Source organism: Pseudomonas sp. Emmai, from assembly GCF_055179735.1.
This window is the reverse complement of record NZ_CM143685.1, coordinates 2,524,626-2,549,600: the sequence shown is the minus strand read 5'-3', so window position 1 is coordinate 2,549,600 and position 24,975 is coordinate 2,524,626. Positions and strand designations below refer to the sequence as shown.

At 49.7% G+C, this 24,975-nt stretch carries 21 protein-coding genes and 1 pseudogene; 9 read left to right on the top strand and 13 right to left on the bottom strand.

The features are described 5' to 3' along the window. Nucleotides 1–11: 11 nt before the first annotated feature. Genes ACY4LX_RS11555 through ACY4LX_RS11545 form a run of 3 tightly spaced genes read right to left on the bottom strand, consistent with a single transcriptional unit; the run spans nucleotide 12 to nucleotide 3,693 of the window. Nucleotides 12–2,015, bottom strand: coding sequence for a DUF3732 domain-containing protein (locus tag ACY4LX_RS11555; protein WP_463259943.1), 2,004 nt, complete (start codon nucleotides 2,013–2,015; stop codon nucleotides 12–14). After that, a complete protein-coding gene (locus ACY4LX_RS11550) occupies nucleotides 2,012–2,473 on the bottom strand; it encodes a three component ABC system middle component (RefSeq protein WP_463259942.1) in 462 nt (153 codons plus the stop codon). The genes ACY4LX_RS11555 and ACY4LX_RS11550 overlap by 4 nt, the downstream gene beginning before the upstream one ends. Then, on the bottom strand, nucleotides 2,473–3,693 hold the full coding sequence (locus ACY4LX_RS11545; protein WP_463259941.1) for a hypothetical protein: 1,221 nt from the start codon (nucleotides 3,691–3,693) through the stop codon (nucleotides 2,473–2,475). The genes ACY4LX_RS11550 and ACY4LX_RS11545 overlap by 1 nt, the downstream gene beginning before the upstream one ends. 628 nt (nucleotides 3,694–4,321) lie before the next feature. Between ACY4LX_RS11545 and ACY4LX_RS11540 the strand changes: the two genes are divergently transcribed. After that, on the top strand, nucleotides 4,322–4,744 hold the full coding sequence (locus ACY4LX_RS11540) for a hypothetical protein (RefSeq protein WP_463259940.1): 423 nt from the start codon (nucleotides 4,322–4,324) through the stop codon (nucleotides 4,742–4,744). 98 nt (nucleotides 4,745–4,842) lie between these two features. Here the strand turns inward: ACY4LX_RS11540 and ACY4LX_RS11535 are convergent, their stop codons facing one another. Further along, complete coding sequence (locus tag ACY4LX_RS11535) at nucleotides 4,843–5,613, bottom strand: hypothetical protein (protein WP_463259939.1); 771 nt, start codon at nucleotides 5,611–5,613, stop codon at nucleotides 4,843–4,845. A gap of 1,238 nt (nucleotides 5,614–6,851) precedes the next feature. On the opposite strand from ACY4LX_RS11535, the gene ACY4LX_RS11530 reads away from it, so the two are divergent. Then, on the top strand, nucleotides 6,852–7,097 hold the full coding sequence (locus ACY4LX_RS11530) for a hypothetical protein (protein ID WP_463259938.1): 246 nt from the start codon (nucleotides 6,852–6,854) through the stop codon (nucleotides 7,095–7,097). Nucleotides 7,098–7,256: 159 nt separating this feature from the next. Here the strand turns inward: ACY4LX_RS11530 and ACY4LX_RS11525 are convergent, their stop codons facing one another. From ACY4LX_RS11525 to ACY4LX_RS11510, 4 genes are all read right to left on the bottom strand, one after another. Then, entirely contained in the window at nucleotides 7,257–7,640 is a 384-nt protein-coding gene (locus ACY4LX_RS11525; RefSeq protein WP_463259937.1) for a hypothetical protein, read from the bottom strand. A gap of 113 nt (nucleotides 7,641–7,753) precedes the next feature. Then, a complete protein-coding gene (locus ACY4LX_RS11520; RefSeq protein ID WP_463259936.1) occupies nucleotides 7,754–8,176 on the bottom strand; it encodes a hypothetical protein in 423 nt (140 codons plus the stop codon). A gap of 89 nt (nucleotides 8,177–8,265) precedes the next feature. Continuing rightward, on the bottom strand, nucleotides 8,266–8,826 hold the full coding sequence (locus ACY4LX_RS11515) for a hypothetical protein (RefSeq protein WP_463259935.1): 561 nt from the start codon (nucleotides 8,824–8,826) through the stop codon (nucleotides 8,266–8,268). A 171-nt stretch (nucleotides 8,827–8,997) separates the two neighbouring features. Continuing rightward, nucleotides 8,998–9,390, bottom strand: coding sequence for a DUF6957 family protein (locus ACY4LX_RS11510; RefSeq protein ID WP_463259934.1), 393 nt, complete (start codon nucleotides 9,388–9,390; stop codon nucleotides 8,998–9,000). 163 nt (nucleotides 9,391–9,553) lie between these two features. On the opposite strand from ACY4LX_RS11510, the gene ACY4LX_RS11505 reads away from it, so the two are divergent. Together ACY4LX_RS11505 and ACY4LX_RS11500 are read left to right on the top strand one after the other, a co-directional pair. Next, nucleotides 9,554–10,024 (top strand): transcriptional regulator, encoded by a 471-nt coding sequence (locus ACY4LX_RS11505; RefSeq protein ID WP_463259933.1) that lies wholly within the window; start codon nucleotides 9,554–9,556, stop codon nucleotides 10,022–10,024. A 176-nt stretch (nucleotides 10,025–10,200) separates the two neighbouring features. Beyond that, complete coding sequence (locus ACY4LX_RS11500; RefSeq protein WP_463259932.1) at nucleotides 10,201–13,950, top strand: hypothetical protein; 3,750 nt, start codon at nucleotides 10,201–10,203, stop codon at nucleotides 13,948–13,950. Nucleotides 13,951–14,823: 873 nt separating this feature from the next. Here the strand turns inward: ACY4LX_RS11500 and ACY4LX_RS11495 are convergent. Beyond that, nucleotides 14,824–15,042: pseudogene (locus ACY4LX_RS11495) on the bottom strand (hypothetical protein); the annotation flags it as partial. Between the two features lie 112 nt (nucleotides 15,043–15,154). Between ACY4LX_RS11495 and ACY4LX_RS11490 the strand changes: the two are divergent. Together ACY4LX_RS11490 and ACY4LX_RS11485 are read left to right on the top strand one after the other, a co-directional pair. After that, complete coding sequence (locus ACY4LX_RS11490) at nucleotides 15,155–15,844, top strand: hypothetical protein (protein ID WP_463259931.1); 690 nt, start codon at nucleotides 15,155–15,157, stop codon at nucleotides 15,842–15,844. Nucleotides 15,845–16,072: 228 nt separating this feature from the next. Further along, a complete protein-coding gene (locus ACY4LX_RS11485) occupies nucleotides 16,073–16,435 on the top strand; it encodes a hypothetical protein (RefSeq protein ID WP_463259930.1) in 363 nt (120 codons plus the stop codon). Here the strand turns inward: ACY4LX_RS11485 and ACY4LX_RS11480 are convergent. Both ACY4LX_RS11480 and ACY4LX_RS11475 read right to left on the bottom strand, forming a co-directional pair. Next, nucleotides 16,429–16,608 (bottom strand): hypothetical protein, encoded by a 180-nt coding sequence (locus ACY4LX_RS11480; protein WP_463259929.1) that lies wholly within the window; start codon nucleotides 16,606–16,608, stop codon nucleotides 16,429–16,431. The genes ACY4LX_RS11485 and ACY4LX_RS11480 overlap by 7 nt on opposite strands. 368 nt (nucleotides 16,609–16,976) lie before the next feature. Next, entirely contained in the window at nucleotides 16,977–19,262 is a 2,286-nt protein-coding gene (locus tag ACY4LX_RS11475; protein ID WP_463259928.1) for a replication protein RepA, read from the bottom strand. Nucleotides 19,263–19,729: 467 nt separating this feature from the next. Between ACY4LX_RS11475 and ACY4LX_RS11470 the strand changes: the two genes are divergently transcribed. Continuing rightward, the gene (locus ACY4LX_RS11470; RefSeq protein ID WP_463259927.1) at nucleotides 19,730–21,034 is read left to right on the top strand and encodes a hypothetical protein; all 1,305 of its coding nucleotides are present in this window, start codon (nucleotides 19,730–19,732) and stop codon (nucleotides 21,032–21,034) included. 563 nt (nucleotides 21,035–21,597) lie between these two features. Next, complete coding sequence (locus ACY4LX_RS11465) at nucleotides 21,598–21,810, top strand: helix-turn-helix transcriptional regulator (protein ID WP_463259926.1); 213 nt, start codon at nucleotides 21,598–21,600, stop codon at nucleotides 21,808–21,810. Between the two features lie 34 nt (nucleotides 21,811–21,844). On the opposite strand, the gene ACY4LX_RS11460 is transcribed toward ACY4LX_RS11465, so the two are convergent. After that, nucleotides 21,845–22,975 (bottom strand): tyrosine-type recombinase/integrase, encoded by a 1,131-nt coding sequence (locus ACY4LX_RS11460; RefSeq protein WP_463259925.1) that lies wholly within the window; start codon nucleotides 22,973–22,975, stop codon nucleotides 21,845–21,847. A 157-nt stretch (nucleotides 22,976–23,132) separates the two neighbouring features. Between ACY4LX_RS11460 and dusA the strand changes: the two genes are divergently transcribed. Then, complete coding sequence (gene dusA / locus ACY4LX_RS11455; RefSeq protein ID WP_463259924.1) at nucleotides 23,133–24,098, top strand: tRNA dihydrouridine(20/20a) synthase DusA; 966 nt, start codon at nucleotides 23,133–23,135, stop codon at nucleotides 24,096–24,098. A gap of 10 nt (nucleotides 24,099–24,108) precedes the next feature. On the opposite strand, the gene ACY4LX_RS11450 is transcribed toward dusA, so the two are convergent. Continuing rightward, a complete protein-coding gene (locus ACY4LX_RS11450) occupies nucleotides 24,109–24,942 on the bottom strand; it encodes an undecaprenyl-diphosphate phosphatase (protein WP_463259923.1) in 834 nt (277 codons plus the stop codon). Nucleotides 24,943–24,975: the final 33 nt, after the last annotated feature.

Sequence of the window (24,975 nt, the reverse complement as noted above, 5' to 3'; positions counted from 1 at the left end):
AACGTCTCGGGTTACTCCGCGATCAGGCCCCTGGTTCTCCACCGAGCGCGAACGAAATTCTCAAAGACATAGTTGCCCTGCAGCGGCAACTTATCGGCGTGGTCGCACACGATAATCTGCGGCATGACGCCGGTTTCTTCGAACGTCACATCGCAGAATCTGGCCAGGTTGGTGAACATCTTCGAAACAGCGTCTACATCCTCGTCGACAGTCTTGGCAGTCTTTCTATCCCCACGCAGATCATCTGCTTTGAATGCATCAGAATCATCTGTTGAGGGAAAATAGACCTGTGTCGGCTGATCAAGGAATAGGATCGGCGGCACCTTACATTTGGGATAAGCCGCAAACTGATAGTGCAGCGCCATGAACAGTGTCAAATGCGAATACAACCAGTTGGCTCCGCTGCCCATCGAGCGCAGGAATACCTTTTTGAAGTGGCCACCAGCGATGGGCCGCTCATGCCAAAGATCGAAGGTTTCTACGTCAAATTTTAAAGAGCCCGTTTTATAGGTTTCCTCGAAGTCGAAGTCCTTTCCGAAGGTTTTCATTTTTTTGTTGATATCGTTCTGAAGCGCCCACAGCTTTGACTCAACGTCGTACTGGGACATAAGCCCATCAAACCTATCAACTTCTTTTTGCCAGAAATCCGCCATACCCGTTGCCTCGGATGGGGGATTCGCGATGCGCTTTTCAATGGCGAGCTCGAGTTTGATTTTGGCCTTCTGAGCCGCGCCATCGGCGGACTTTGATTTCTCCAGCCGATCCGCTTCATCGTCTAGGGGCTTCAGAGCCTTCTCTACGAGCGCGAGCTCCTTGCGAAGCTTTTTGAGCTCTTCCTCAATCGCCCGGTTCTCCTCACCGAATCCTTCCCGCGCGTAGGACGAGACCTTGAGTTCATCATTCAGCCAGTTGATCGCTGCCGACAATTTGTTGGCTTCGTCCTCAGCCACATCCGATTGCGATGCGCAAACGGGGCAGGCCGCGTGTTCAAGGTTGGTCGTCGTAGGGATGGGCAACGCGGTCACAGATTCCGCGAAACCCGACGCCTGCTGGGTAGATACTTTCAGCAGATAGCGAGTATTGAGCGCCTTCTGAATGCTGGCCATCAGTACGGCTTTCTGCTCGCGCAGTTCAGTCCGTCTGGTTTCAAAAGCACTGGATTGGCCATCAACTCTGACTGAGAGACCTGTAAGGCGCTCCAACGCTGGCTTGGGCTTTGCCAATATTTCCTCAGGCGTGAGCTCTGTTAGCGGCACACCGGCGAACGCTTCGTACTCCTTCAACAGGGTTGCGAATTCAGAAAGGTAATCTTCCTTGATCTTGTCCTGCTTTGGTATCTGAGCCTTAGCACGCTTGAGCTCATACAGAGCCTCAGTACGGAGCTTCGCAAGATCGAAGTAATCCTCTCCAACAATATCCATGAAGATCTTGAAGTGATCGGTGGCCTGGTCACGTTTACGCTTCTCTTCGAACCGATAGAAAATCGCATGCCGGTTGGCCACCAGGTTCTGATGCTGCAGCATAAACGACGGGAAACTGCGCACCGAAGGTGTGGCGCTCCACTTGCCGGTCATCTCCTGCTGCAGAGGATCTGTGTCGATGTTCTCCAGCGTGACACCGAAGTAGCGCCCTAGGCTCTTAAGGAAGTCGGCCTTGGGTTGGTAGAAATTGGAAGTGAAGAACGTATCCACGTCTTCGATGAGCTGGAGCACGTTGTCCACTGCTTGCCCGGAAATCTCGCGTAAAAAACACCGGTTGCTGGCCGCCGCTCGCCCTACGACAACTGCCATGCTCGGGAATCGCAGTACGGTAAAAAATGTCTTCGCACGATCCGTGATAATGCCCTCCGGGATCGTGTCTTCGGAGCTCCCCAGGCAGTAATCGAAAATGTCGAGGATTGCACTTTTACCTTTGGAGGATTTGCCGGTCACAATATTGAGACCAGGCTCAAAGGGGACGTGGTGGACGTTATGATCACTGTCCACGACACCGATGTATTGTACGTAACACTTCATAGCGATTTGAGCCCCAACATCCTGTAAATTGAAACAACGTTTTCGCCAGACAGCACCATGGCCAGTTTCTGGCTGTACCTCAGCAACGACTTATCCGAGTTGACCGACTGCGGCTTCTGGAGCGATCGAACGGACAGCTCGGACGTGATTTCCAGACTTTTTTCAGCGGCCAGGATAAGCAAGGAAGCGTTGGTGATCGGCTTGAACTCCTCAACACGAAGGGCCAGCCCAATGAGCCTTTCTGAGTCGGAGGCCATCGTCCGCAGCGAACTGTCCCGTCGCGCCCTGTGCAGGAAGGCATGCATCGGCTTGTAGGTGACGAGGGGAAGGATCAGGTAGCTGAGCAGTACATCCTTTTCGACTGGCTCCCAGTGCTGATAAAAGCTCTGGATAACAGGAGCCAACGCAAAAGGTGTTCTGTGCAAGGTATACAGGTGATCAGAGATTTGAGTTGTCATCACCACAGCCTCCAGTGAAATTCGTCATCCTCATCCTCGGGCTTCTCGCCTGCGAGCAAGTGATAGATGCCATTGCGAAATTCGGGCATCGTGTGTTCCAAGCCGCAGAACGGTTCAGGGGGCAAACCATTACGCTCAAGGAAGAACATCATGGATCGGGTACTCAGCTGGGTTGAACAGGTAACCCCCGTGCAGCCGAGCATCGCCGCATCACGCCCGTATTGGTGCTGTGTAAGATGATTGCTGAGGTAGAGATCCACCATTGGTTTGAAGAGCACGCCATCCGTGTACAGATCGGAGATCGTCGTCTGGGCAACCACTCGATGCAGAGCTGCCCGCTTCAGGTACTGCTCTCCACCAATTTCTGTGATTTTCTGAGCAAACGGCATGGGCCGAATTTCTTCGACATCGACGCTCTTCTTGAGGGCCGCCATATCCACTGGGGGAAAAGTTTTCGGATGCTTCATGTACCGATGCGTAAGCTCTGACAATTTGTCAGTAAAAGCTTGATGGGTGATCTTCCACCCCTTGATCACTAGCTCTGGGCTGCACATGAAGCCCAACAGCTCATAGATGAACTGCTGGTATTTGGACGGTCGAATGGGTTTGAGATAACGGGTCTCGTAGGTCTTGAGGCGTTGCTCCAGTGACTCGGCGCCTGTTGTGATGTGCATCCGCTCCAGCACTTCCATCAATGCGCCACGGCGGTCAAGAGTCATCACGTACTGTTGAAGCGACTGGGACTTCGAGGGCTTGGAAATGACCTCCCCGGCCTCGGACTCCTTCTTCGCCTTGTTGCCGGCACTCGCTTGAGAGGATGCAACGATACTCTCCATGATCGAAAGCCGCTCGGCGGGAGTGGCCGTGTTCCATCCCTTGAGCAAGGTTTGCGCTCCGAACTCCTGCGTCGTCAGCAGCACCAGGCTCTTGAAGGAGGTGCGATCAAAGTTTTCATGTAGCCAGTTTTTCAGGGTGTTCCAGAAATTGGCATGGCTATCCGTGAGGTTATCGGTGTAATGCTTGACCTCTGTCTGGCTTTTTCCAGGAACCGTGACATCTCCTAGGACTTCGAGCCACAGGCACTCGTCAGGTGCCAGGTCATAGCAATGCTCCACGGCAACGAGCAGCTGGTACTGAAGCGCCTTGAACAGGAGCGTCGCATCGAACGGCAAGGGTGCGTGACCGGGTAGCGTCGTATTCGGGTGTTGAGTCGTATCCATACATAATCCAATGTTGGGCATGGCTTCCCTGACCAGCGACTCGCTTAGCAGACCGAGCACACGCATCGCTTCTTGATACGCGTCAGCAAATCAACGCAGGGCACTGGCCCGGCGTCGGTGTTGGGTAGATAACCGTTATTCCAATACTGTATATAAATACAGCATTTGTTCGACATTTGGACATATGCTACCAGCAGTTCAGCTCGTAGTCGCGAAAAGCCATCACGAGTGCTTTGCGACCTTCGCGGCCCGCAGCTTCCGCCGCAGCCATTCGAAGCCGCGATGAAAAATCGAAACGTCGTCCTGTGCTTTAGGCAAGCGCAGCGCGCAGGCCGCCCGGCCGAAGACGTGAGGATGGAAGCCCGCCAGGGCCAAGACACGTAGGGGCTTGGTTCAACGACAGCCGTCCCCGGAGGGGCACGCCTTGGCCTCCTAACAAGCAATTAAATACCCGCTCAACATTCACTGCCGCATCGAAGATACTTATTTTCAGTGCAACTTCGTTGTGACCAAGTTAGTAGATTATATATTGTATAAAAGGACTCTCCCCCTTCAAAGTATAGAAACGCCCTCCTACTGATGTTTTAAATCTAGAGTAGGATTAGCAACTACGAGATTTCCAGCACTTATGAAAAACATTCACCCTATATTTCCTCATATCACGCTAAGAAAATATTTTGAGGGAGAAATACGTCTGCCGAGCTTCGACTCACCCACTGTATGGGAGCATGGCGAGAGTCTGTCAGGCCACGAAGAAATCAATAATTCACATCAGAGCGATGAATGGTGCTACGCCATCGACGGTATCGTTGGGCGTGGCAGCTATCAGACTGAAAGTGAAGCAATAATCGCATCTGAGCGCGCACTGTTCAGCGAGCATGGAGATTTCGCTCTGGCGGCCCTCGAATCAGCGCTACAGGCCAATGACTTCAAGATTGCAATATTCCTCGCCGAGGGACGCGGATACTGGCGTGGGTTAGCCGACGCACGTAAAAAAACCGCTTACCTCGCCGACCGTATCATGTCGATGCTGGAGCCCTTTGTAGAATAGGGAAGAGGCCCCTGCGTTTACTATGGCCAAATGAAACTGGGTGGTCATATACACGAAGAGAGACCTCTAGATCAACCTATAACTCTATGAGGTTTGGGCTAAACCTTCACAGCTTCTTTGGCTAACTTAAAATATGAGTTCGTAAGGCGAAGGTACCAATCGTCCAGTGTCTCATGCTTATTGCGAACATAGCTTTCAGTGTCTCCGTTATAGACTGAGCCACTGATCATATAACGGGAGATGCGTAGACGAAACGGATTGGCGTCAAGCAGGACATTGTTCAGTTTGGTTTTCCAGGTTCTTTCATTGATGTAGTAAAAAACCACAATTGTGCTGGTCTTGGAAAGCTCGTAGAGTCTCTTGAACGTTTCCAAGTCCGGCTCGTGAGTGCGAATTACTTCGATGATGATATTGGGACAGCTAGACCTGGGAAAAAACTTATTTGCATCTCTACCGGCGATATCAGGCTGAATGTATCGTCCATCGCTGAAAGCGACTCTAGCATCCCCCTCCTTCACCCAGCGATAATTGCTACCTGTTATGGTGGAAAAAATCACCTGTGTATGCTTAACACTATTTTCATCAAATACATATACACAAAGTTCGACGCCGTTAGTTGCCGTAAGCTTTCCTAGTATTTCATCAACACTTTTATTGTGCGCAGGGTCGGCTTCGCTTTGGCCAACGCGAGTACCAAAAGATAAGGCACCAATCCTTCGAAAATGAGGACGTTCTTTGTTTCTAACAGGAATCACAAGCTCATCATCTTCGTTGAGCAGTGTCTCTGCGCGCATAGCTGGGTATGCGTTGTTATCCAGGATTTCAATTTCCTGATACGTCCTACCCGTATTGCTGCCTTTTGCCGCCATTCCCTGCTCCAGCCCGTGATTTTCCGAAAACGGGCACTATAGCGGCTGCGAGTTCAGCTGTCCTTCAGAGCCCGCACGAAGCTGTCACTTCGGTGATCTATCCTGGCCCGCTCCGTGATCAAAGCCTAAGCTAGAGCCTCCACGCTACCTTGGCTGCCGTCTGGCCACTTCATATTGATCGTTCAGTGTGCCCAGAATGACACCCGAAATCGACGAGACGCATGCTGTCCCGCTGAAATAGGTAGCTTTCTGCGATGTGCTTGGCTTTTCTCAAACAGCAGAGACCGAGTTTGACGCAACCTGTTGGCGCTGATTGAAAACTGTCCCAACTGCCGATTGAAAATTGCCCCAGGGGATTGGTCAGGACTCCCCCTCCGGCAAAGGGGGGAGCCGAAAATGGCAGCGCTCATGATGGATGTTTTAAACCATCAAACTGTGTATTCACACAGCCACCACCTACAACGTCTTACGGTCGAACTCCGACGATGGAATTTCGATAGGAGGGATGGAGAGCAAATCTGATTGAGTAGACTTTTCTACCTATATTGGAAGCTAGGGTACAGGCTCAATCAAATATGAATCTCAATACGTACAGAGCACTTTGCATAAAAAGCCGACGAATTGACCAGCACTCTTCGTTTGGACTTATAAATTTCTTAACTATTTTTTGTCTGCTCGAAATTGACTTTCGGTCAACTCGCGTCCCACACCATCCCCAAGTTATACGGAGTTATGTAAATTTAGCTGACCATACATACAGTACGACACATATACAAAAATATCCTTGAATACGCCTCAGTAAATTTTCTTCAATTCTGCGCCTTGATTTTCTCATTTCATCTGTTAACAATTGGCAAATTGACGTGCTGATCCAATCAAATTATTTGAGAGCAAAGAAGCGCATGAGATACGACATTTTTTATACGTTGGTTGATACCACGGTTGATGCTTATTCAATGGCCCATCCGGACAACTTCTGTGGAATCGACTCCGCTTTTGTTGATACCGAAGATCATCCGCTGTATGCCCACTGTCGGAACATACGCGAAGTAGAAGTAGCATTTGAGCGATACCGTAATTTCCCTACAAGCGATGACGTGGTTCAGTGGCCAACCATGAAAGTTAAAGTCCTCCGAGTAGACCACGCACCGAACATCAAACGAACGTCGCCAACTGTATCACGAAATATCCCCATCAGCGCATGATGCCCACGATGAGTATGGAGATCTGGGCCTCATATGAAACTTTTGATCAGTTACTTATATGTTGATACTGCTACTAGCGATAGTGAATTGCTGAGCGCGCTGGCTGATAGTCCTATCCAGCATGATGTCATTGATGCGACTGAGCCTTTATATCGTCAGTGCGCGGGCCTGAAAGAGATTGAGGCTCACTATGAAGGAATTCGCAACTACCCGGATGAGGACGACGAAAGCACCTGGCCGACGTTGAGGATGAAGGTACTGAAAGTGATACCGCTGTAGCTGATGAAGATATGTGAATATGGTACAGGCGCTCTTGATTGAGGATTTTGATCCGCCTTCTCAAGCGCTTGTGCCGGCTTCGTTCAGGATATCGAGTTTCACCGGTGAGCCTAAGTAGCTTCCCCGAAACGGAACCTGCCCAATCAGATGCACATCGCTCTACTGCACCGGAGGGGCCGTAAAGACATAGCGGCCCTGCCTAGCTCGCAGGAATGTCCTGAGGCTAGCCCTACCATAACCGCGCTTAAAGGATGCCACAACGTAACGCGAGTTCATCGTGGTGAGCACCCAGAATTTCCCCTCTTTTCTCGCAAAACAAATTTCTGATGTCCGCACAAATTGTCCGTCTGCAAACCGCCCAAGCTCCTCGCGCTTCTTATGGCCAAAGACCACACCGATCGCTGTACAAGAAGAAACGAACACGTCGCTCAGATAAGCTGTAATGGGCTCATCGAATGACTGAACCTCTGCTTGTACAATGCGCCTCAGATGAAAATCTGTAAGGCGTTTACCATGCAGATCTACGTTGATCGTATTCAGCATTTATCCGCTCCCAGGTGCATATTCATTGGGCTGTAACTCGACTTTTAGAATGTAACAATGGCAATGTTACAGTGGAAAAATCGTGTTACATGCTTGGGAAACCTTGCGTTTTTTTAGTAAATCTTCCGAAGGTTTGTCAGGGTGCTGGCATCGAAGGTCGGATCGTGAACGTCGACGTACACGGCGCCGCTCTCAACCTCCAGTCGGGACACTGGGATCTCGTTTTTGTCATAGCCAACAGAAACCGACGTGAGCCTTTCCATCCGCCAGCTGCCGCTTTTATTGAGCCAGGGCGGAGTGACGACCTGGAGCTCATCTATGACGAGGTCAGAGCCTTGCGCCGAGATGAGTTCGAACAATTTAGTCTCGTCATTAAGCATTTCCACTTGGGAAATGAGGCGATCTTCGTAACGCTGCTTAATGCTGACGTGATACCAATGCGTCGCCAAGCTCCGAGACACGGCGTGCCAGTGAGCAAGGCCTTCTCCGAACATCCCAGGCAGGCCAGCCATATCAGTATTGTGAGTTCTGAACATATTGTGCCTCGGATTAAAATTTTCTTCGTAGCAATGCCTAAGCATGAAGACAGTACAAAAATCCTTCAGAAAGGGCCTCGCGGCCAGACTTACTTATGGAGCTTGCTAAAGCGATTCGAAAGTTCCGCCGCGTCAACGGTCTTCCAGGACTCCGGATCGGAGGTCTTTTTCAACATATTCCAGCCAGCCCATAAAAAAAATAGCGAGGCCAAGGCTGCCTCTACGAGGGCCACTACACTGGTGTATTCCATGATCATAGGATGTTGTCCTCCGATAAAATTCATCATGGGTACAATGGAAACCAGCCATCCCACAGGAAAAACTATGCAGAAGGCAAGAACTGCATAAAAAACCATTAGGATCGGAACGGTGAATCTAATGTGAGTTGCAAATGTCTTGGCACCGTTTTCTTTATGCATGCCGTACACGATGCCAGAATTTTTCTCCTTATTCGCAGAGTTTTTGAATAAGCCGTAAAGCGTAACGGTCTCTCTAACCTCCATTTCTTCGTACATCTTTTTCGAGAGAGTAAGGTTTGGAAGAACCTGGCCGTCAATGCTGATGACAGATTTGTAGCTATCTCCGTGATCAGAGTTAACTTTAATATAGTCGACCTTGCCCGTTACTTTTACACAATCGAATTTGAACACAAAAAACTCCTAGTTTCATGATGACCGTCCTAACTCTAGACCGACAAAGATCTTAAAATTTAGACAAAGAGGCGCCATTAAGCTCGCGTGACTGCGAGCCTTACCAATATCAAATGCTGTGATTGCTGTGGATACTAATATGCGTAGTGGTTTCTCAGCTCATTGCCTCGATTAGAAAAAAGAGAAGATCGTTTTTAAGCTTGCCACTCTCTCTTGGCCGTCCCCCATGAGCACGTAAGTGGTGTTCTTGGTTTCAAACATCTCGCCATTAAATGAGATCGCCATGCTGCTTCGTACCCAATCGCCGGGTTGGAAGCGGGCTCGACTGTCATAGACGACCTTGTGGGCAAACACAAAAAGCGGGAGGTGATTTGTAGCGTGAACCTTTGCGATTTCTTCGGGGGTTAGGTCGGCGCGAAAGATTGTCCACTCCTCAACCAGGCAATAAGCCTTGAGCGACGAGCCTAGAGCAAGCGTTGCAATAACCTCCTCTGCCGAAGCAGAGGTGCCCTGCAAGGGTTCATTGATCGCTAGGAGAAGTTCACTCTGGACTGGGCCGGTCAAGGCTCTTGCTCCTTCAAGGGTTTGCATAAATTGACAGCGACTGGGCTGCCTACGTCGCGGAGTGAGTCCATAAAACCAGCGCAATCAACATTGATATCACTATATATATTTGTGTGTTGATTGGCAAACGCGGCATACCGTCTCTTTTTGAAGAGACGTCAAAATGTCACTGCGCCGCCCTTACGCAGCCGTGCTTCAGCTACTACGTAGATCCAAAGGGTTGCATCAGCACGCGATCGCCGGCGAGGTTGCCCAGTCGTTCGTCAGCAAGCTTGAGGCCTCGAAAACTACAGCCACCGTGGACTCCACGAAAGCCTTGGCTGACGCCCTACAGGTAAATGCTGCAACTTTCTTCGGCTTAGTCATCGCAGCCAGTCAACACCAGACCCCTCGCGAGGTGATGCTCTCCGCCATCGCTGAAATGGAAGCGCTGGGATTAGCGGATATCGTTCTTCCTGCAGAACCGCAGAAGCTCGAAGCGCCAGTGGTGGCTGAAGCCCGGGAGAGAAAGGATCAGGTTCAGCGATTGAAAGCTCAAGGCTATAGCCGTGCCCAGGCTGCCCGGCAGCTTGGCTACTCGTGGACGACAGTCGACCGGTTGTGGCCGACCGTTCAGCCCTCTGACAATACTTGAGATAACAAGCGCGTATTACAGGCAAAACGGCACCCTATCGCCGGGGAGACGTAGCACAATCGACGTACCTGGCCTGAGTAAACAAAATCAATATCGAAGTTCGATGGTGCCGGCTCATTCAGTAAGCTTGGCTCAGGCGTCGGTTACGTGACGAAAACCATGGAGTGTTGAAGTAAATGAGTGCATACGAGCTGATCAAAGACCTGGAAAAAAAGCTCACACTTTATAAGGATCATCATCCAGTAACGTCGCAAGCGCAGCCGAACCGTACACATGAATTGGTGGCGAACTTGATCTGCCGAGCAACTGTCTACCCTCGGCCATTAACAAGACAGGTAGTAAAAGAGTTGATTGAGGCCAGGCTGCCTTGGCCGGCCATTGATAGTGGAGATTACTGCCTAGCTTATCCGGTCAATATTGAGGATCTGGAGGAAGCTCGGATGATCAGCTTCCCCCATAATAATCTGTGTGTTCAGCGAACCGTCACTCCGTCACCACAAATGCCCACAAAACTCCGCAACCAATTAAATGCTCACGACCTACTTTACGAAGTTTCTTATCAAGGTGGGGAATTGGCAGCACCGCATTTAAGAGTTCCTAAAAGCATAATCACTCCCGACGAGCTTATACTACTCCAGCAACACTTAACTTTTACGGACGACTTTGTAAAACTTTCAATCAATGATGATGATATCTTCGGCGTTGGCACCTTTGTGTGGAAGAAGCTACGCAACGACATCACTGATACCGGAGAAGCTTTCGAAGAGTATACGACCAGAATGCGCATTGTGGCTGACCGCCCATACGTTTTCGAAATTGACTTTGACCATGGCGTAGATTTAGACGAATTTCTTGAATGTGCGTTCAATTACGTAGTTGCAGACGAAAGTCTGCGTGAAGATTGGGAACCTTGCGCCGCCGACATCGCGATTTGCTACAACCGCGTTGAATCGTTAACACAAATAGAAACAGCAACGGCCACCAGTGAAATCGTTTACAACGACTCACTTAACTTAATCCCGTTAGCTCAAGTCATAAACAACTTGATGCGCAAACCTAAGAATACGTTACTCGAAAAAATCACCTGGTTCGCGGAAGGATATCGAGGAGGTTTTCATGACCGTGATCGTGTATCGGATTGCCTGGTGTGGCTAATTATAAAACACGAGCAAAATACCTACTCGCCACGCAACACCTTCCCTATTACCAAAAAATTGATCGAACTCTCATACACGACACCAAAACTAATAAATCTCTTGTTCACCTATGTAGGCGACTCAGCCTACCTATGCTTTCTACTTTCGCACAGGCCTACAAGTCATATAGGACTGATCGAGTTATACAAAAGTATTTCCAGAATCGCACGCCCTATCTCCGATAAAGTTGCATATGAGCGCATCTGGCAGGATCTGGTGTGGAGTCAAGGTCTTGAAATCTATTGTCTGGCCTACGACGATTATTTCGAGCATACAGATATACATGATGCGCTTGAGGCAATCTGCGAAATGGTCGCATGGTTCGCCGATCACGAGATCACCCGCAGTTCGCGCACTCAAGCAATCGCAGATACTCGCCTTTCAACTTTAAGAAACGCTCTCACCTCGCTAAACTGCGTAACATCGCTTGGTTATAAGCAGAATCTAATTGAAAATCATCTTCCGCTTTTAACTGATATTATCGAGCAACGCGCCATACTCACTCGAGAGCCATTCGATCCTGTCCCACTAGGAGAGTGGATCATTATTTTTTGGTGTATCGAGCTGATCCAGGCGAATCCAAACTCAGCAAGCACAGAAACTCTGAAAGGACTATGTGAGGTATTCATATCAAGTTACCTAAATATCCTAAGAGAGAGGCTTGATGGTCGATCCCATGGCGGTGACGACCCCTTAGCGGTTGACGAACTACCCTGGGCCCAACTCTATCAATGTGCATCTAAAGGCCAACGATCCAAATGGATATTTGCTCTGGAAGCTTGCTATGATCGGAAAAAAGAGCTATCAGCGGCGGAGTCGAGCAGCCTGAACTCATCTGTGAGACTACATTTGCGCGTCCTACTTCAACTCTTCACCGGAGCGCGAGACGTCCAAACAAGAGATGACATTGGCACAGAACTCATATCTCTCATAACGCGATTGGGTTTTGCACACGACCATTACTCTGGTGCGCTGAACTACTCAAATGACAACTCTGATTACAGCCCCGTTCGTCTGTGGCCAGCCTTTTGCGCAGCGGCAAACGATTTTAATGATGAGCAATTCGATGATCTTCTTCCTGCCCTGAATTCTACAACCACTCCGTTGAGCGCACTCTTTACACTCCTAGAGAAGACAATCTCAGAGCAACGAAAGGAGCAAATCGAATCTATTATTACAAGTAGAGATATAGGAAAAGAATCCCCGAATTGGATTCCGGAAATTTTTGAGATCGTACTCAAAGCTGCCAATAATGGCCATATAGGAATTGCCACACACTTTCTAAACTCAATCAGAGACTCTGCGCACAAAACGCATAAAAACAAGACCGAAGAACTAACTGCTAAGATAGCACTGAAAGTCATATTTGACAATCCAGAACCACCTACTAAAGAAAAGCTCGAGCTAATCCGTAATTTCAAGATAGCGAACGACTCTAAGGAGGTTGTCAGATCAGTCAATGAATTTAAATCATATCTTATTGCGAGCCTCAACATTACGATTGATAGCGATACGTCTATTAGGCAGTTTGCTCAATTGGTAAAAGCTTCGCCAAATCTACAAAATGCTACAGGCCTTATCAAGAGCGCCTTATCCGCGCCAGCTTCCGTTGACTCTTCCAGGCAACTTAGGGGGCATTTAAAAACATGGACATCTATCTTCGAGAAATCTCGCCCTAACTTAAAGAATTCTGAACTACCAGATGATGAGTTGCGCAGCATACTTCAGCTCTGCTTAAAAACAGCACACTTGAACGAATTCAGCAACTTCTGGGGCATGGCCACAACCCGACAGCGGGATAGCTACCAATTTGCCACCGAACGCGCGGAGTATTTGTCAAGATCGGGTCGCCGCCATGAGGCGCTCAGCTATATACAAACTCTTCGTTCGAAGACGACCGGGCTACCACCTTTTGTATTGAGCGAATTAGCTAGCATCGAATCAGGCATCCTAGTTCAACAGGCTACTTATCCTCTGCAGCTAACTCCGCCCCAAGCCCCTACAATCGATTCAGTCCAAGCTGATCTGAGAAATAGCTGGCTCAGAATTCGTGCGATGAACGCTAATGATCAAAGTCAGATCCTGATGGAGCCTAATAACTCGATTGACACCTATCTCCTTCAGATAATAGAGCAGGTGGGCAATGAACTCTTAATGCGAAATGGAAACCTGCTCAGGAAGAAAGCTGATACGCAGTCTTCTTCCATCATCCAACTGGATGATGAAGACATGATCAATGATTGGCTCGTATCGCTGATCAAGCAACGCATGAATTTTGTCGGATGGACAGTCCATGATCAATCACGCATGGGATGGTCAGGCTCTGGAAAACAGGTTGGTGAAACTGACGGTTGGATACAGGACGGCAATGGAAACTTAATCTCAATCATCGAGGCTTTTCGACTGGGCAATACGATTAATCGGACAGTAATCAAAGAGCATCTGGACAAGATATGTGGATATAACTCCACGGGCACAAGCCCGATATTTGTTGTCGTGTATACATCTTCTGAAGACTTTCCTAAACTTTGCTCAGAATATGAAACGTATGTCAGAAATCTAGAATACAAAGGCTTTGAGACAGGTAGGCCTAAAAATCTCCGCCGTAAAGCTATGCTCATGCCAAAGGCAACAGCTTGGTACTACGAGGAAACACGCTACGTCAACGACACCACTATCAATGTGTACCACCAGCTGCTGAACCTTAAGCCACCCTACCAGGCAACCTAATAGAGGTGAATGCAGGGTGGGGAGCACTCCTGAGGTCAATGCAGAGATCGCGTTAGGAAGTGCCCTATTTTCTAGCCTCAAAGTAATTCGCCCGCTGCTATGCGGGCGATATGGCGATAGAAGCACTATCGCAGCGGTAGCAGCAGTGAGGGTTCCTAGGCCGAAGGGCTTGAAATGGAGAACAGCGAGCTAATCATCAATTCTGACCGCCCTGCATAAATGTCGATCCAAATTGGGTGTTGTTTACATTCTGGGGGCGCGTAGGCTTGAATTCGTACATCGGTGAGAGAGATTCAGCAACCGCCGTAAGAACTCTGGACGCCCGTGACCCAGACCGACAATTTAGTGGAAGCACCTATGTATTCACGTCTGAGCCCCTAAAAAAACAAGGCATCAGATCAACGGCGACAATCTTGTCCTTGAAGTATCGCCTCTTCACCTCCTAATCACCGAGCTTTAACTGAGCGAGGTCGGAATGCCTTTCTATTTCGCATGCGAGCATCGACAAGGCGAGATCTGGTCATGCCTAACAAGCCGTCTAAACGGCAGGCCAGTTTTGTCGACAACTGAAGACGCTGATCATTTTCCCAGCCAGCAAATCGTCAATAGCAGATCACCGCATTTTGGATTGTTATGACCTACTACGTATGGTTAATTGAACCTCCGGATGATCGCCGCAGATGCGGACTCCCAGGGCTCTGATCGAGCATTTTGCAGAAGTGTAAACAGACGGGTAGATTTCTGAGTTATTTTTACACTTTCAGCTGATTTCCTTCTGGTTATTGACCTGCCTCCTCTGAAACCCTCGCAGTCCGTGGCTCTACATTTTTTTCTCATTTTTACAATGTCGTTGACACGACAGAGCGAATAGGCATCAAAGATCCCAGCATCACCAAAAAAAACCATCGTATCCGGATAACGGATGCCTGCAACCGACAGCTTCAGCACCCCGGAGTCGCGATCAAAGTAGGCAATCGAATGCCACCCGCCTGTAGTACCGCCTGGTGAAGCAAAGTTGATCGCTGCTTTGCCTGTAATGTAGTGCTCACGGGTAATACGCGAAAGGTCGTGGCCGAACTGTGGCTTATCTATCAAGGCAACGTATCACCGCACACCAGGGCCTCGCAACGTCGTTTGACTCCACGCCTACCCCCCCGCCAAGATGGCCATTGGCATAGCGCTAGCGCGGGATCTGGAGGTAAGGATGCAAGACGTCGAGAGCTTTTTCCGGATAGCCATCGAGCGCGCTGGATATGCAGCCGTTGTTGAGCTTCTCGGCGACTCCGTGCAGGAGATGGAGCTCGACGAAAATCACAAGGGTCTCTGGCTGAGTTTCAAGAAAGAACGCATTGTCGTTAGGCACGATTCCTCCGGCTTTGTCTGTTTCAAAGTCGATCTTGCCAAAGAACGGCTTGCACCATTGCTTCATGAAGCCCAGAAAGCAACGCATTTCGTCGACTTTGAGGCTTCTGGAATCGCCCCTGATAGCTACCCTCTAGAAGTCGCTGTCGTCTTCCCTGGCGGTGAGTATCAAACTCTCATCAAACCTGCGAGCTACTGGGATCACTGGAGCTACGATGCTCAAGACATGCATTACCTGAGCCGTGAGCAGTTGATCAATCAGGGCCAACCACCCTTAGCAGTCGCGCAAGAGATGAATCGCCTGTTTGACGACAAAACGCTGTGCTCGGACAATCCGGTTGACTGCTTCTGGTTGGATGACTTGTTTGAGGCAGCCGGTATTGAGCCGACCTTTGCCGTTCAGCCAATTGAGTCTTTTGTTGGCCGGGATGCAGCTGGTGAGGTTTACGATAGGTTGCCAGTCAGAAAAGGCCACCGTGCGCTACAGGATGCCCAAGCACTTTCAAAGGCCGCTGCCGATCACTTCAAATAATCTTAATGGTTCTGCTGGGCACCTTTGCATTCAAACGAGCCAGTTTTCGCGAATTACTGAATTTATTTTATGGGTATACGAGTTACATACCCAGTTGGATTTTCTGGGCTGGCAGGGCAGTTTTGAGATGGCCTACCGATTATCTTCAGACATACACAAAAAAATTGTTGAGGACATGTAAGATCATTGCAACAATACAGATATGCCAGTCGTTGAAAGGAATGCAGCATGAAAATATTGTCTGTCCCTGAGTTTCAAACCTTGATCGCAAACAAGGGTTGGCGCCACGAAAACAGTATAGAAATACTCGCTGAGATAGATGACATGGTCTATGGCTGGGGCCGCCTATCGTCTAAGTTCGCTGGCCTAGAGATTACATATGACGAGACCTACTCATACCTGCTGGGTGATAAATCCAGCTTTAACTCAGGCACTGAAGGTATTGACAATCCAATTGTGCTGACTAATTTCAACGTGGTTGATGAACATGGTGACACCATTGATCAATGGAATCTCCACACAATACTTCATTATAACTTCTATGATATTGACTACCGCGAGATACGAGCCTCTATCGAGGTTGATCAATAGAAAACAGCCAGGCACTGCGGGGCTTTTCTTTGCGCCGAGAGATCTTCTGCCGATGAGCTGATGCCATACTCAGTGTCGATGTGAACCTGAAAATCCGGCTCGGATATTTTGCTGAAATAGCCCATCCAGCCAAGGCCTTTCTCCAGGGCACTCGCGACGTTTAAGGCGAACATGGCTATCCTGTCGTTCTTTTACCCAGCCCGCAAAGCCCGTTCGGTTCCAGTCTCGGCAACGCCGCTGTTTTCCAACATACCAAGATCGTAGGACGCCATTTTTTTCCAAATCTTTTGAGTGAATCTCTACCTGCCCCAATCGCGGCACCGGAGCGCTCCACGTATTTTAGGTCGGCACCTGCCTCACCTTTGATGGCGTATTCCGAGTCAATGGTGATAGCCGCAACCTCACCGACGCCGGTAGCGGACAGGACAGGACAGGTACCTTCCATGTTAGGGATGAGCTTGGGGCCGTTCAATAACCATTAGCAAGTTTGGCAAAATATTTATATTGGGTATATTACTGCGCCTTCCTTGGCTCTTTGCATTCAGATGTAGCGGCTCATTTGAGCTAGTGAATCAGGGGTAATCACATAGAAGAAGTTCTTTTTGCCGTCAACACTCTTAGTTCCTTCGCGTTTCTTGGACTTCAGGCCGAACTGAGACAAGATTTTATTGATGTCCGCTTGCTTAGCTTGATCCGACTTGGCAGACCCGATCTTGATTCCCATACCGATTACCTCAGAGCGCATCGCGTTGAGTTTGTCGAAGAGTTCGATGCTTGCATGGGCGCTCCAAGTGTTGGTCTCAGACATGACGGCTACAGCGTCTCTCAGGATGTCTAGGACGTCAGGCTGGCCCGAAGTCTCGTACAGCACGCCATTGAAGAGTTGGCGGAATTTCCGGATCTTCGATTCACCTTCACCCAGGCCCCAAACCTTCGCATCACCAGCGGTGAAGTAATCAACATCCATAACCGCTTCGGCACGAGCCCGGATCACAGCCAGCAACTGTGCTTCGTCAACAGACCCGGCTTCAGTTACTAGGTCGGTGGTGACCTTATCTGCCGCCGCTGATGCGAGCAGTTTCGACACTATCTCCTTCTTTACTGCCTGGCGGCCTTGGCTATCTGCGACGAATCCTTTCTTGCTGAGGGCTTCGTTATGAACCAAGACGCGGATACGGAAACCCTGTGCCAGCAACGTAGCCGGGAGCGTATTTTGAATGTTGTCTTTCATCCACGCCTCGTCAGCGCAGTGCTTGTACTCAATTGCCTTGAATCCAGATAGCTTCGACTCTGCATAAACCGCTGCGCGAACCCTGGCTTTGGTAACGTCATCGATAGGCAGTTCAGAGAGTGCTTCGTCTATCCTGATGCGCTCTTTTTTGAACGCGATTTCAACAGCTTCAGATTTGCTGTATGCGGAATGTTTGATGCCCACGACGAACAGGCTGGCAGTGCGATTCCTGCGGAGCATTTGTATAGCGTCACGAGGGATCACCTGACCTTGGAATAAGCCGAAATGAGCTGAGAAGTGGCCGGAGGTGATTGAGAGCGCTGAAGTGATCACAGGGCTGTAAATCACGACCCTGTGCTTCGAGGAGTTAGGGTCAGCAATGAACGCTGCTTGCTCAGTCCATTTAGCGTTATCAGCAGTGATAACCAGCGGAGCGACTCCACTTACTTTCTCAATCGACTTTGCCAGGGCCGAACCTTCTTTCACAACGTCGCAAGCGATAAGGACATTGCGTGGCTTCACAGTGCTCGTCGCTGCGGCGATGGCCATGGCGCGAACACGGTTGATTTCAGCGGTAACCACCTTGATGTTCGAGTGATTCTGACTGATAGAAAACAATCGGCTAGACCCGATCATCTCCTGGCAGCGGCTGTCGATGTCGGCATCGCTCATAATTACATTAGCCGTGTTTTTGACGACAAAGTTCAGAGTGTTCCAAACCGCTTGTCGCTCCCTGATCTCGCCACCGAGTGCATGAGCGATTACTTGGGATGCTTCGTCGATCACGACCAGATCAGCTGACTCTACAAAAGCCTTGAACTGATGATTGGCAATGGAATTGACTACGATCTTGAGCCCCTTTGCGTTTTCGATCATCGATGGACGAGTGCATTCTTCGTAGCTGACCATACCAGGCAGGTTTGCGATGTTTTTATTGATGGAGCGTCTATGGGAGATGACAAGAACTCTCTTGCCTGCGGAGAGGTACTCCTGAAGAACCGGCTCCAAGATCTTTGATGTTTTGCCGTAGCCTGTTGGCAGGTTTAGTAGGTATTTACCACCAGAGGCGAGGATGGCGTCCCTGACTGCTTCTGGGCTTGCTGGGACTTCACCCAAGGAAGTGAAATGGTTCGACTTCGAATTCATCTTCTCGGTCATATCGGATATCTTGCGTTGGATCAGGTTGTAGCAAGCTTCTGGGTGGCGGCCAGCGGCCTTGGCGAGGATGGTGGCCTTAGCTTCAAGGTTTCCAGAAACGAAGGCATCCCGTGCGACTTCGAATGCAGCCTTGTCGAACGCCTCATCGCTCGGATCGTTTTCCGCGATAAGCAGAGCGATATCTACCTTCGGAAGGTTGTAGATGCATTTAGTGATCTGTCCACGAGCATCGCTGTGTAGACCAGACGCTGTTCTGTAAGCCACCGAAACGGCCCGAAGGACGTTTCCTTGAATGGATACCAACCGCGTGTGAGTTGGAAAGTCTGATCTGCACTGTGCAGCCTTATCAAGTGCCTGATCATCGTTCGCGATAACAGTCACTTCTTTCAACGACGCGCTCACTTCCCCATCAGCTGTGTTTAATATAGCGGTGTTCATAATGCATTCCTTTTGTCTTCGAGGTTCTATACTGCCCCGATATAGACAGTATTAAAAAAGAGCCAGCGACTGCGCAATACCATCAAGCATCAATAGACAAAATAAATGTTTCACTTATACATAGAACGGCGTCGACCTCAGCACTTACAAGTTTTTCTTAACCAAATGTTCTACAGCCCCCTCCCACCCCACCTACCCCCCCTCTATATAGAAGAAATAAAAAAGAAGGAGAAAATCGAGCATAGTAGATGGGGTAGCTTGAGGCGATTGAGCCATCTTTGGTTAAGAAAGACTCGGTAGTCAACACCACTCAGAAAATAAACACTAATGACCCAGTAATGAGCACCCGAAGACCCACCCAAGACCCAGTCAAAATATTTTATTGAACAAAGGTATTGCATGCCCCCTTGCTCCATTTGTTTAATGGATACAGATGAGCGCAAGACTCGTCAAAAAGGAAGAGTCAAATGATTAACTATTCAACGCAATCCTGGGCATCCACGAACACTTTGGCGCCATCTAAGGCCAACAACCTGAATGAGCTGTTTGAAAGGAGTTTCGCAAGTCCGCTTGTACTTGTAGATAAAGAGCGTGCTTCAACTTTTGTGCCAGCTAACTTTCGCATCCCAGTACGTCATGCCGAAAACGTGATCAATTCCACACTGATTGTTTTTGATGTCGATCAGAAGCTCGGCGCAGGATATGACGACGACATGATTCAGCTCGAAGAAGTCGAAGATGCTCTGATCGATCTGTGCCTTGAGCACATCGTGTACACGAGCCACTCTCACACACTTGAAGCCCCACGCTTCCGAATCATCCTGAGGCCTTCGCGCCCAGTATTCCCGGAAGAGCACGACACGATCTACGCCGCGATCCTGGAGCAGATCGATGACTTCCTTGGGGGAAGAATGCTTCGAGCCCTCGACCCTTGCTGGAAGAGCTTGTCGCACTGCTTTTACGTGTACACCGCGCACCCTGATCGCAAGCAGTTCGCTATCAGCTTTTACAACCCTGGCAAACCAGCTGACGTCGACGACTACAAGCTACATCAGTCGAGCTATGGGCTAGATGTCGAATACAAGCCGGGGGCCGCACGTAAAGCCACAGGTGGGACAGGTGCAATGGGACGGTCTTATCAGCTCAATCGCATTGTGGGAGGCATGATCACTTCGTCGACCGAAGAAGAGATTGCTCAGCGGTTGTTTGAGTACGACAACACTGAGCATGCAGGTGATGAATACTTCCGGGACAGACAGTACACCCGTAACCGGCCAAGTCCAGGCGAAAGCCAGGAGGCAGCTGCATGGCGCTCTTGCAAGATCTTCGCTAAGTCGCACATCAACTCTCTAAAGCGCAAATTCCGCAGACAAGACGACATCAAGATCGTCGATGCCAGGGCGCAGTCTAAGAAGACGATGCCAACCCACGACGCTATGGTTAAGTTCAGATCTGTCAAAAACCAAACAACAAAGAAAGGTGGGCAATCAGCACTTGTAGAGATGCAGGTGATGTCAGGCGAGCATGCAGGCCGTCACTTCTGGCACAGGTTTTACGGTGACGGCAATAACCCAACTGCAATCAAGATCAGCAAATCGATTCAAGACAAAATCGCCAAAGCCACAAAAACTGACATGCAACAACTGATGGACTTGATGAAAGCGGAAGGCCACATAGTCTTAGCAAGAATCAAGCAAAACCCTGGAACTAATGGCTTCCCTGCTCAAAACGAAATTGGTGATTTACATTTGACAACAAAACACACACATTAAAAGAATTCGGTATTATAAGTAATGCCTTGATGTTTACTTCCTTTTTCTTCTTGGCATATCCCTAGCCCCGCACGGTCTCTCTTCCGGCGGGGCTTTTTTATTTCTTCAATAAGTTAAGTAAGTCCATCAAAGTATAGTCTCAGCATACTTTATTTAAGGGTATGCTCTAGGTAGACCCATTAAGAAAGTGCACTTTGCGCCTTGACTCCGCAACAAAAAACATATTCCATATATTGACAAGCCGCAGGTACGACACCGGGTTTCTAGAGAGAGAGGAGGCACTGACGGTCATGATGGCGGGTGCTTTCGAGATAGCAAAATGCAAAAGGGAATCGCGCAAGACATGGGCTTTCTTACCGAAGATGATATCGCCCATCTGTTCAACGTGAGCAAATCTACACTCGACAATTGGAGGAGGAATGGCTCGGGCCCAGCTTACGCATACACGGGGAATAGCTTTTTTTACCCTGTAGGCGGTGTAAGCACTTTCCTGATGTCCAGGGTCAAAGGCTTCGGGTTCACTCATGGCGGAGCAGTCTGACATGAGCGACCTTAGGAGCAAAATGGCAGACGAGATCAACTGCTACACCGCAGAAGATATCAGTGAGCTTGCAAAAGTTAGCCTTGAAACTTTGACGTACTGGAGGACGCACGGTAAAGGCCCGAAACCAATCCGCTTTGGTTCTGCCTACTTGTATCCAAAAAACGCGGTTATGGACTTCATCAGTGACTTGATGGCAACTGATCAAGACGATTTCATTAGACGCTGCATTTAAAACTAAGGGGCCAGGTGGCCCCTTTTTTTATTGATCACACTTGCGCAGCCCTCATCTCGCCCATCTGCTGAACAAGCCATGCTACTTGCTCATTCAAATGCTTGGCGTCCTGCTGTTTGATGTTCAGGGAGTTATAAGCAGCGTGCACATCAGATGCTTTGACGTGCGTGTAGCGCTTCAGGGTTTGCCAATCGCGGTGGCCGCTCATCAAAGCAACTTGTGGAACATTAAGCCCAATGCCGAAAAAGTCAGTGATCGCTTTGTGCCGAAGGTCGTGAAAGCGAACTGGGCGAGTCACCTCTGCCTTCGAACGTGCACGTGTGAACGCTGTACATACAGACTTTGGGTTGTAAGGGAAAATACACCCGGACTTACGGTCTCCAATGAAATTCTCAACAATCTCCCAGGCTGACGGAAGAAGTGGAACAGTCTCATCGTTGCCAACCTTTTCTTCTGGGTGCTTCCGGTCTCTGATGATGACTGTCTTATTTTCCCGATCAAGATCCTCAATCCTAATCCGGCATATCTCTGCTTGCCTCATCGACGTGTAGAGCCCGAATTTGATCACCCGTGGCATATCGATGATTTGTCGCTTCTTCTTCTCGAAAACGCCGATGATCGAGTCAATTTCAGCCGGGGTCGGTACGCACTCCACCTCACGGCTTTTGATCCGCAGCTTGTGATCTATCTTCAAGCTTTTGCGTGCTCTGTCAGCAAGCTCAGCATCAACATCAAGACGTTTTGTGTTGCTGCAGTAGCGAAGTACAGATGACAGAAGCGACAGATCGCCTGCAATTGTCTGGCCCTGAACACCCTGTTTTTTTCTGGATTCAATGAAGGCATCCAGGTGAGAGCTTGAGAGTTTTCCGATCCCAATTTTGCCGAATCTCTCCTTGAGGGCTTTATAGATGAATAGAGCACTGCGCTGCAGGGGACGACCATGCTGTATGTGTTCGAGGTATTCGTCGATATAATGACTAACAGTTGTGCCCTTGGGAGCAGCGGCTCTACCCGTAGCTTTGATTTCTTCGAGCTGACGCGCTTTTTCCTTCGCAAAGGCTTTTGCCAGCTTCTCTGTCGTGAATGTTTCGCTGATCGCCTTGTGCCCTTTTGATCGAATCAGCACACGCCAGTTGCCGCTTGGCAGCTTTTGAATTGAAGCCATGCTCGTGTTCACTCACTGTTCATTTACCCGTACCCGATGCATACCTTTGATGCACACGGCGTGTACCCCAGGTGTACCAAAACCGTCATTTTGGCACCTGAAATGTACACGAACGATAGCACAAAAACCTGCTGAAGACCTTTAAATACAAGGCTTTATGAATCGTAAATTTTCTGTAGCACCCATGATGGATTGGACCGATCGTCACTGCCGCTTTTTCCTACGCCTACTCTCCAAACACGCCCTCCTCTACACCGAGATGGTCACCACCGGCGCACTCCTGAACGGTGATCACGACCGTTTCCTCCGTCACAACGAAGCCGAACACCCACTCGCCCTGCAACTCGGTGGCAGCGTCCCTCTAGACCTGGCCGCCTGCGCACGCATGGCCCAGGATCACGGTTACGACGAGGTCAATCTCAATGTCGGCTGCCCAAGCGATCGTGTTCAGAACAATATGATCGGCGCGGTGTTGATGGGGCATCCGCAGTTGGTGGCCGATTGTGTGAAGGCGATGCGGGATGCGGTGTCGATTCCGGTGACGGTGAAGCATCGGATCGGGATTAATGGGCGGGACAGTTACGCGCAGTTGTGTGATTTCGTCGGTACGGTTCGGGATGCGGGGTGTACGAGTTTTACGGTGCATGCGCGGATTGCGATTCTGGAGGGGTTGTCGCCGAAGGAGAATCGGGACATTCCGCCGCTGCGCTATGACGTGGCGGCGCAGTTGAAGCAGGATTTTCCGGAGTTGGAGATTATTCTCAACGGCGGGATCAAGACGCTGGAAGCCTGCCACGAGCATTTGCAGACGTTTGACGGTGTGATGCTGGGCCGTGAGGCGTATCACAATCCTTATGTGATGGCTGAGGTGGATCAGCAGTTGTTTGGCAGTACGGCGCCGGTGATTACTCGGGCCGAGGCGTTGGCGCAGTTGCGGCCTTATATTGCGGCGCACATTGAGGCCGGTGGGTCGATGCACCATATCACTCGGCATGTGCTGGGGCTGGGTACCGGGTTTCCGGGGGCGAGGAAGTTTCGGCAGTTGTTGTCGGTGGATATTCATAAGGCCAAAGAGCCTTTGGTGTTGCTGGACCAGGCGGCGGAGTTGCTTGAGGGGCGCTAGCCCCTCACGGTCAGGCCGCTGTCGCCGTCGTCCAGTTCACCCATCCAAACCACCAAGTGGCCAAAATCAGCAAACCGAAGGCAATCCGGTACCAGGCGAATGCCGCGTAGCTGTGGCTGGCGATGAACTTGAGCAAGCCACGCACGGCGATCATCGCAAAGATGAAGGCCGTGACAAAACCCAAGGCAAATACGGGCAAGTCGTTGGGTTGGAACAGGTCGCGGTACTTGTAGCCTGAATAGACAGCGGCGCCGACCATCGTTGGCATCGCCAGAAAAAACGAAAACTCGGTCGCTGTCTTGCGCGACAGTCCAAACAGCAATCCGCCGATAATGGTCGAACCTGAGCGGGAAGTACCCGGGATCATTGCCAGGCATTGTGCAAACCCCACTTTCAAAGCATCTGACCAGCGCATGTCGTCAACATGTTCGACGCGCACCACATGCTCCCTTCGCTCGGCCCACAACATGATTATTCCGCCCACTACCAGCGCCACGGCGACGGTGATCGGATTAAACAGGTACTCATGAATTTTATCGGCGAATAACACACCGAGGACAACGGCTGGGAGAAAACCAATCAACAAGTTCAACGTAAAACGTTGGGCGTTGCGTTGGGTCGGTATGCCTTTGATGATCTCGAATATTTTCGGACGGAACTCCCAGACGACAGCCAGAATGGCACCCAGCTGAATAATGATATTAAACGCCATGGCGCGTTCGCCACCAAAGTCCAACAAGTCGGCGACAATAATCTGGTGCCCAGTACTGGAAATGGGCAAGAATTCTGTCAGCCCTTCTACCGCACCCAAAACAAGTACTTGTACAAATGTCCAAAAATCCATCAATCCTCCGTCAAGCCATTCTTAATGAACGGC

Coding starts and splice junctions, on each gene's coding strand:
- ACY4LX_RS11475 (WP_463259928.1), bottom strand. CDS start 19,262: ATGAACACCGCTATATTAAACACAGCTGATGGGGAAGTGAGCGCGTCG.
- ACY4LX_RS11540 (WP_463259940.1), top strand. CDS start 4,322: ATGAAAAACATTCACCCTATATTTCCTCATATCACGCTAAGAAAATAT.
- ACY4LX_RS11500 (WP_463259932.1), top strand. CDS start 10,201: ATGAGTGCATACGAGCTGATCAAAGACCTGGAAAAAAAGCTCACACTT.
- ACY4LX_RS11555 (WP_463259943.1), bottom strand. CDS start 2,015: ATGAAGTGTTACGTACAATACATCGGTGTCGTGGACAGTGATCATAAC.
- ACY4LX_RS11545 (WP_463259941.1), bottom strand. CDS start 3,693: ATGGATACGACTCAACACCCGAATACGACGCTACCCGGTCACGCACCC.
- ACY4LX_RS11470 (WP_463259927.1), top strand. CDS start 19,730: ATGATTAACTATTCAACGCAATCCTGGGCATCCACGAACACTTTGGCG.
- ACY4LX_RS11525 (WP_463259937.1), bottom strand. CDS start 7,640: ATGCTGAATACGATCAACGTAGATCTGCATGGTAAACGCCTTACAGAT.
- ACY4LX_RS11520 (WP_463259936.1), bottom strand. CDS start 8,176: ATGTTCAGAACTCACAATACTGATATGGCTGGCCTGCCTGGGATGTTC.
- ACY4LX_RS11505 (WP_463259933.1), top strand. CDS start 9,554: ATGTCACTGCGCCGCCCTTACGCAGCCGTGCTTCAGCTACTACGTAGA.
- ACY4LX_RS11450 (WP_463259923.1), bottom strand. CDS start 24,942: ATGGATTTTTGGACATTTGTACAAGTACTTGTTTTGGGTGCGGTAGAA.
- ACY4LX_RS11485 (WP_463259930.1), top strand. CDS start 16,073: ATGAAAATATTGTCTGTCCCTGAGTTTCAAACCTTGATCGCAAACAAG.
- ACY4LX_RS11465 (WP_463259926.1), top strand. CDS start 21,598: ATGGCAGACGAGATCAACTGCTACACCGCAGAAGATATCAGTGAGCTT.
- ACY4LX_RS11490 (WP_463259931.1), top strand. CDS start 15,155: ATGCAAGACGTCGAGAGCTTTTTCCGGATAGCCATCGAGCGCGCTGGA.
- ACY4LX_RS11535 (WP_463259939.1), bottom strand. CDS start 5,613: ATGGCGGCAAAAGGCAGCAATACGGGTAGGACGTATCAGGAAATTGAA.
- ACY4LX_RS11480 (WP_463259929.1), bottom strand. CDS start 16,608: ATGTTCGCCTTAAACGTCGCGAGTGCCCTGGAGAAAGGCCTTGGCTGG.
- dusA (WP_463259924.1), top strand. CDS start 23,133: ATGAATCGTAAATTTTCTGTAGCACCCATGATGGATTGGACCGATCGT.
- ACY4LX_RS11460 (WP_463259925.1), bottom strand. CDS start 22,975: ATGGCTTCAATTCAAAAGCTGCCAAGCGGCAACTGGCGTGTGCTGATT.
- ACY4LX_RS11530 (WP_463259938.1), top strand. CDS start 6,852: ATGAAACTTTTGATCAGTTACTTATATGTTGATACTGCTACTAGCGAT.
- ACY4LX_RS11550 (WP_463259942.1), bottom strand. CDS start 2,473: ATGACAACTCAAATCTCTGATCACCTGTATACCTTGCACAGAACACCT.